This window comes from uncultured Propionibacterium sp. (assembly GCF_963539965.1).
Classification (GTDB): domain Bacteria; phylum Actinomycetota; class Actinomycetes; order Propionibacteriales; family Propionibacteriaceae; genus Propionibacterium.
Genome location: NZ_CAUTOU010000098.1, coordinates 1 through 6,028, shown reverse-complemented (window position 1 = coordinate 6,028; position 6,028 = coordinate 1). Strand labels below are relative to the sequence as shown.

Genomic DNA, 6,028 nt, shown 5'->3' with positions numbered 1-6,028 from the left:
GCGCCTCCCGCCGTGCGCCACGGATGCATGCGCGGTGCCGGCAGGGGGCGGCGGTCAGACGGGTCGCCCGCGCAGGTGGGCGGGCACCTCCACGTGCAGGCCGATGTCCGGGTCGACGAGCACCTCTTGGGCGGCGTCGACGCCGTCGACGACGAGCCGGGCGTCGACCGGAACGGTGCGCTTGACCAGACCGAGACCGATCGGTCCGTCCAGGAAGTGCTGGGCGCTGGCGCCGATGAAGCCCACCGGCCTGCCGTCGAGCAGCAGATCGGAGCCCGCAGCGGGCAGCCTGGCGCGCATGCCGTCGAGCAGCAGGCGCACCAGGCGGCGCGGCGGGTGGCCGACGTTGTGGACACGGGCGACGGTCTCCTGGCCGCAGTAGCAGCCCTTGTCGAGGGCCGTCGCGTACAGGCCGAGCTCGTTCGGCAGGGTCCGCCCGTCCGTGTCGACGCCGATGCGCGGGATGCCGGCCGCGATGCGCAGGGCCTCCCAGGCCCAGGTGCCGGCGGCGCGCTCGTCCTCGTCGTCGATGCCGGACGCGGCAATGCGCACGGAGCCGTCGCCGAAGGGCGCGTCCAAGTCGGGGGCGAGCCCGGCGGGAACGTCCCCGGCGTTCGCGCCCGCCCAGAGGACGCGGGCCTGCGGCCGGCGCTCGACGACGACCCTGGTGCGGAAGACCATCGACTCGAGGAAGTCGCCGAGCGAGGAGCCGGAGCCCGCCCGGCCGAACATCCACAGGCGCTCGCCGTCCTCGACGGCGTGCAGGACGTGCGTGACGTGGCCGGCGGGGCTCAGGACCAGCGCGTCGACGCGGGCGCCGGCCTCCAGACCGTTGAAGACGCCCGTGGTGAGCGAGTGCAGCCACTCGTGACGGGCCGGGCCGGTGACGGTCACGACCTCGCGGCGGCCCAGCTGCGCCACCGCGGTGCCCTCGACGATGGCGCGCTGCTCGGCCATCGGGCGGCCGCGGTGCCACAGCAGGCCCTCGTCGGGCCCGTCCGGGACGAGGACGGCGCTCACGACGTTCTCCGCTGCAGACGGGCCCACATGTAGGGCTGCAGCGGGACGTCCCTGGCGGCACGGTCGAAGGTCCACATCAGATCGGACTCGACGTTGCCGTACAGGCGCTGGCCGCCGGTGTACTCGAGCTCCGCGCTCTTGGTACGGGCCACGACGTCGGTGACGAGCTCGATCCGGGCGCCGTCGACGCGGCCGTCCCAGACCTCGCTCCAACCGTCCGGATGCGACAGGACGACCTCGACGCCGCCATCGGCCCGAGGCCGCCAGAAGCCGGTCTCCATGCCGAGCGGCGCCACCGGCCGGCCGGTCTCGTCGGCGACGTAGGTCTGCGAGATGTAGTGCAGATAGGGTTCGCCGTTGGTGGCGAACTCGACCTGCTGGCCGAATTCGAAGTCGCCGCGATCGGGCCAGCTGCCATGACCGTTGCCGGCCCAGCGGCCGATGAGCCAGGCCAGCGGCATGAGCGCCGGGTTGAGGTCCTCGGGGATCTGGAAGGGCATCTGTCAGCGTCTCCTGTCGTTGCGGAGGAGCGGGCGGGGCCGGCGCAGTTCCCGCGCCTCGCGGCGGCGCAGCCAGCGCACCACGGCGCTCAGGAGGGCGATGGCCGCAGCGGCCACTGCGGCCACTGCGAGAAGGAGGAGGATCAGATCGAGCATCGCCACGCGATCAGTCTAGGCCGCCGGCAGGACCCGGTCGCCCTGTCGATGCCGGGCCGGGGTCAGGACCGGGCCGCGTTGGCCGCATGGCGCTCCTCGATGGCTGCGGCGTTCCCGGCCGCCCTCCTCTTGCCCAGCAGGTAGAAGAGCAGGAGGACGAGGGCCGCCACCAGGCAGCAGGCGGTCGGCAGGCCGGAGGCCAGGTTGTAGATGCGGTTGACGACCTCGGCGCTCTGCTGGGCGCCGCCCGTGTTGGACTCGACATAGCCGATGAGCGACAGCATGGAGCCGCCGACCAGGCCGCCGATTCCCTGGGCGAACTTGCGGGCGAAGGAGTTGACGCCGTACACGACCCCGTCCTCGCGGTCGCCGGTGAGCACCTCGTGGTTGTCGATCACGTCGGTGATGAAGGCCCACACCATCAGGTTGAAGACGCCGGCGCCGAGGGAGCCGAAGAACAGTCCGACCAGGTAGACCACCGGGCTGTGCGTGTGGACGAGGAACAGGGCGCCGTAGACGGCGGCCGCGAAGAAGAGCGCGGCGACGGCCGACTCCTTGCGGCCGAACCGGCGCACGACGGCACCGGCGAACGGGGCGATGAGGACGACCGTCGTGAAGTTGAACACCAGGGCGACGGACATCCAGCCCTTGTCCTGGAAGTAGTCGTTGTACAGATAGGTCAGCATCGTGCCGGACAGGTTCTGGTTGATGACGACGACCAGGTCGACGACGACCAGCACCAGCAGGGCCCTGTTGTGGGCCATGTCCCTGAGCATCCTGCCGAAGGGCACCGGCCCGGCCTTCTCGACGCGGACGCGTTCGGTCGTCAAGGCGGTGAGTCCCACGTAGCAGACGGTGCCGATGGCGGCGAAGACCGCGGCCCCGAAGAAGAAGCGGGCGCCGGTGATCTGCCTGGAGTGTCCGGCGTACATGACCAGCGGGACGACGTAGGAGACCACGGCGGAGCCGACGGCCGCGCCGACCGAGCGCCAGGTCGACAGGGCGGTCTTGTGCTCGGGGTCGTCGGAGATGGCCGAGGCCATCGAGCCGTAGGGGATGTTCACGAACGAGTAGAGGACGCCGAACGCCAAGTAGGTGACGAAGGCGTAGCCGACGCGCACGCCCAGCGGCACGCCCGATATGAGCGGCACCCACAGGATGATGGCCGAGACGAGCAGCGGGTACTTCATGCGGATGACCCACGGGGTGAAGCGGCCCCTGTCCGTCAGCCCGGAGTTGTCGGCCAGCCGGCCCACCACGACGTCGACGAAGGCGTCGAAGAAGCGGGCGATCATGAACATGACACCGACGATGGCGCCCTTGATGCCGAAGACATTGGTGTAGAAGATCGTCAGGAACGAGTTCACCAGGTTGAAGGTGAAGTTGTTGCCCGCGTCGCCCAGCGCGTAGCCGATCTTGTCCTTCATGCCGAAGGGCGCGGCGTCCACGGCCGCCAGCCTCTGGTCTCCTGCGGGGATCGTCATCGGTCCTTCTCTCCTTCTCGCCCGGATGGGAGGCGGGGCTCGGGGTCCTCGCGGTGAGGCCACCACCCGTCCCCGGGCGGCCCATCGTCGCGCCCCGCCGGTCCGCCCGGGGCCGATGCGATGGACCTCCCCCACCGGCCCCGGACGGACGTCACGGGCCGGCCTCGCCGAGGAGCAGCGGGCTCACTGCGGGAGGAGCCCGCTCGCACTGCTGATGCTCCCAGCATTCCCGCGCGGGGAGACGGCGTTGCCGGTACTTGCCATCGGCCGGGGGCGCGCGGTCCCGCAGGCGCACCACCGGCGGCGGGGCCCCGGGCCCGCCGGGGCGCGGGAGTGCGAGCATGGAGCCATGCGAGTCGTACTGCAGCGCGCCCTGTCCGCCTCGGTGAGCGTCGACGGCGAGGTCGTCGGCTCCCTGCCCCGCCCGGGACTGGTGGCGCTGGTGGGCGTCGCGCACGACGACACCGCCGCGGACGCGACCGCGATGGCGGCCAGGACCCTCAGGCTGCGCATCCTGGACGACGAGAGATCCGCCTCCGACGTCGATGCGCCGATCCTCGTCATCAGCCAGTTCACGCTCTACGCCAACACGCGCAAGGGCCGCCGCCCCAGCTGGAACGCCGCCGCGCCGGGCCCGGTCGGCGAACCCCTGGTGGACGCCTACGTCCGGGCGCTGCGCGACGCCGGGGCCCGGGTCAAGACGGGCCGCTTCGGCGCCCGCATGCGGGTCGCGCTCGTCAACGACGGGCCGATGACGATCCTGCTCGACAGCGCCGACTGAGTCCCGACCACCGGCCGACCGGCGCCGGTCGGACCGGAGGACCACCGGCGACGGATTCTGGGCGACCCGGGGCCCCCGGTCCGGGCGCTCAACTATTCTGACCCTGGATGTGCTCGCCACGGGGCGAGCCCGACGACGAGGGTCGCCCCGTGGCGGCCCGGACACCGGCCACCGCCGAGGCGGCCATCCAGGACGGGAGGCAGGCATGGCCCAGGTGCTGTTCGTCTGCCCCGCCGGCCTCATCGCGCCCGAGCCCCTCGCCCTGCTCCAGCACGAGCTCATCGTCGTGGCCAACGGCGCCGAGGCCCTCAACAACCTGGAGATCGCCGACGCCGTCGTCGTCGACGCCCGCGAGGAGCTCGCCGCGGCCCGCACCTCCTGCCAGGTGCTCACCGCGGCCGGCGGCGAGCGGCCGATCATGCTGCTCGTCGCGCCCGAGTCGTTGTCGGTCGTCTCCTCCGAGTGGGGCGTCGACGACTTCATCCTCGAGGACGCCCAGCCGGCCGAATGGGAGGCGCGCCTGCGCCTGCTCATCGCCCCGCACGCGCACAGCACCCTGTCGGGCGGCTCCATCGAGATCGATGAGTCGGCCTGCACCGTGACCGTCGGCGAGGAGAAGCTCGACCTGACGTACACCGAGTTCGAGCTGCTGAAGTTCCTCGTCGCGCACCCCGGCCGGGTGCTCAGCCGCGAGGAGCTGCTCAGGAACGTCTGGGGCTACGACTACTACGGCGGCACCCGCACGGTCGACGTGCACGTGCGGCGCCTGCGCGCCAAGCTGGGCACCGAGCACGACCAGTGCATCAGCACGGTGCGCAACGTCGGCTACCGTTTCGACGCGCGCGCCTGACGCGCCGGAGGGCGGCCCGGACCGCCTCGCCCCGGCGGGGCCGGTTCCGTCCGCGAGCGACCATACTGGGGCCATGCACGACATCGCGCTGACCCCCGCGACGCGGGAGAGCCTTGAGACGGTGCACCGCCGTATCGTCCGGCTGGGGCTGCTCGACGAGGTGCCCGAGCGCGTCGGCTGGATCAGCTCCGACGGCGGCGCGGCCACCGGCAGCGTGCTCACCGATGAGGAGGAGCTGCGCGGCGGCCCGCTGCGCTACCGGACCCACTCGGCCATGAGCGCCGCGTCGCTGCCCGACGGCTACTACACGGTGCGCATCACCCGCGAGGGGCTGCGCATCCAGCAGTGGGACGCCGAGGACCATCTGCGTAGCGCCCTGCGGGCGGCCCGCAGGGCCGGCCGGGGGCGCTACGGGGTCGGCTTCGTGCCGGCCGTCGACGGCGACGCGGCCCAGCCGCTGGGGGACTCGTTCAAGGACATGCCGGTCGAGTCGATCGTCCACCTGCGCGAGCTGCGCGGGCTGGCCGCCGAGCCGCCGCGGGTCCTCGTCATCGAGGTGCGGGTGCTGCGCGCCCGTCTCATCGCCGACAAGCCGGTCGCCGGCCTCGACGTGAGTGTCGAGGCCGGCCTGGACGCGATATACCAGCAGGAGTTCACCGGCGTGGACGCCGTGCGCCGTGACCGCGCCCTCTTCTACGCGGATTCGGGCCTGAGGCCCCTGGGCGCCGCCCGCTTCGACGACCGCTGGCCGCGGTTGGCGCGCAACACCTGGCCGACCGCCCCGGAGGCGTGGCGGCTGTTCGGCACCGCGGACGGCGCGACCGTCATCCTGTCCGAGGGCCTGGCCGACCCGAACCCGGACGACGGCCTGCGCATCGAGCTGTTCGCCGAGGTCGATGCGGCGATCGCGCCCGGCCCCGAGCTCGAGGACTACTGGATCTTCCACACGCTGCGGCGCGTGGCCAACTTCGCGATCAACGGCGGCCTCGTCTACGAGCGCATCACCCGCCAGGGCTTCTTCATCATGCAGCTGACCGACGGCCCCGACGAGCTGCGCGGGCCCGACGGCAGGATCAACGTGCTGCTCGGCGCGCCCTCCGGGCGGGTCGCCGGCGAACAGGTCTGGGGCGCCATCGAGGTGGCGCTGATCGGCGTCGCCCTCATCGATCCGCAGCAGGCGGGCGGGCTGCGCCACGAGACGACCCGCGACGCCGCCTGGCGGAAGCTGCTCGGCGCC

Annotated in this window: 7 protein-coding genes; 3 read left to right on the top strand and 4 right to left on the bottom strand. The window is 72.4% G+C overall.

The features are described from left to right. Positions 1-54: 54 nt before the first annotated feature. From R2N01_RS10950 to R2N01_RS10935, 4 genes are read right to left on the bottom strand one after another with little or no spacing between them, the layout of a single operon-like run. Positions 55-1,020 (bottom strand): folate-binding protein, encoded by a 966-nt coding sequence (locus R2N01_RS10950; RefSeq protein ID WP_316671123.1) that lies wholly within the window; start codon positions 1,018-1,020, stop codon positions 55-57. Then, the gene (locus tag R2N01_RS10945; protein WP_316671121.1) at positions 1,017-1,520 is read right to left on the bottom strand and encodes an FABP family protein; all 504 of its coding nucleotides are present in this window, start codon (positions 1,518-1,520) and stop codon (positions 1,017-1,019) included. The genes R2N01_RS10950 and R2N01_RS10945 overlap by 4 nt, the downstream gene beginning before the upstream one ends. A gap of 3 nt (positions 1,521-1,523) precedes the next feature. Further along, positions 1,524-1,682, bottom strand: a complete 159-nt coding sequence (locus tag R2N01_RS10940) for a hypothetical protein (protein ID WP_316671118.1) — start codon at positions 1,680-1,682, stop codon at positions 1,524-1,526. 56 nt (positions 1,683-1,738) lie between these two features. Then, positions 1,739-3,160 carry an MFS transporter gene (locus tag R2N01_RS10935; protein ID WP_316671116.1) on the bottom strand — a complete coding sequence of 474 codons (1,422 nt, stop codon included), beginning with the start codon at positions 3,158-3,160 and terminating at the stop codon, positions 1,739-1,741. Between the two features lie 349 nt (positions 3,161-3,509). Here R2N01_RS10935 and dtd point away from each other — a divergent pair, with 349 nt between their 5' ends. From dtd to R2N01_RS10920, 3 genes are all read left to right on the top strand, one after another. After that, positions 3,510-3,941: a D-aminoacyl-tRNA deacylase gene (dtd, locus tag R2N01_RS10930; RefSeq protein WP_316671114.1), complete on the top strand. Its 432-nt coding sequence runs from the start codon at positions 3,510-3,512 to the stop codon at positions 3,939-3,941. Positions 3,942-4,146: 205 nt separating this feature from the next. Continuing rightward, the gene (locus R2N01_RS10925) at positions 4,147-4,791 is read left to right on the top strand and encodes a response regulator transcription factor (protein WP_316671112.1); all 645 of its coding nucleotides are present in this window, start codon (positions 4,147-4,149) and stop codon (positions 4,789-4,791) included. Between the two features lie 73 nt (positions 4,792-4,864). Further along, on the top strand, positions 4,865-6,028 hold a 1,164-nt coding region (locus tag R2N01_RS10920; protein ID WP_316671110.1), incomplete at its 3' end, for a hypothetical protein.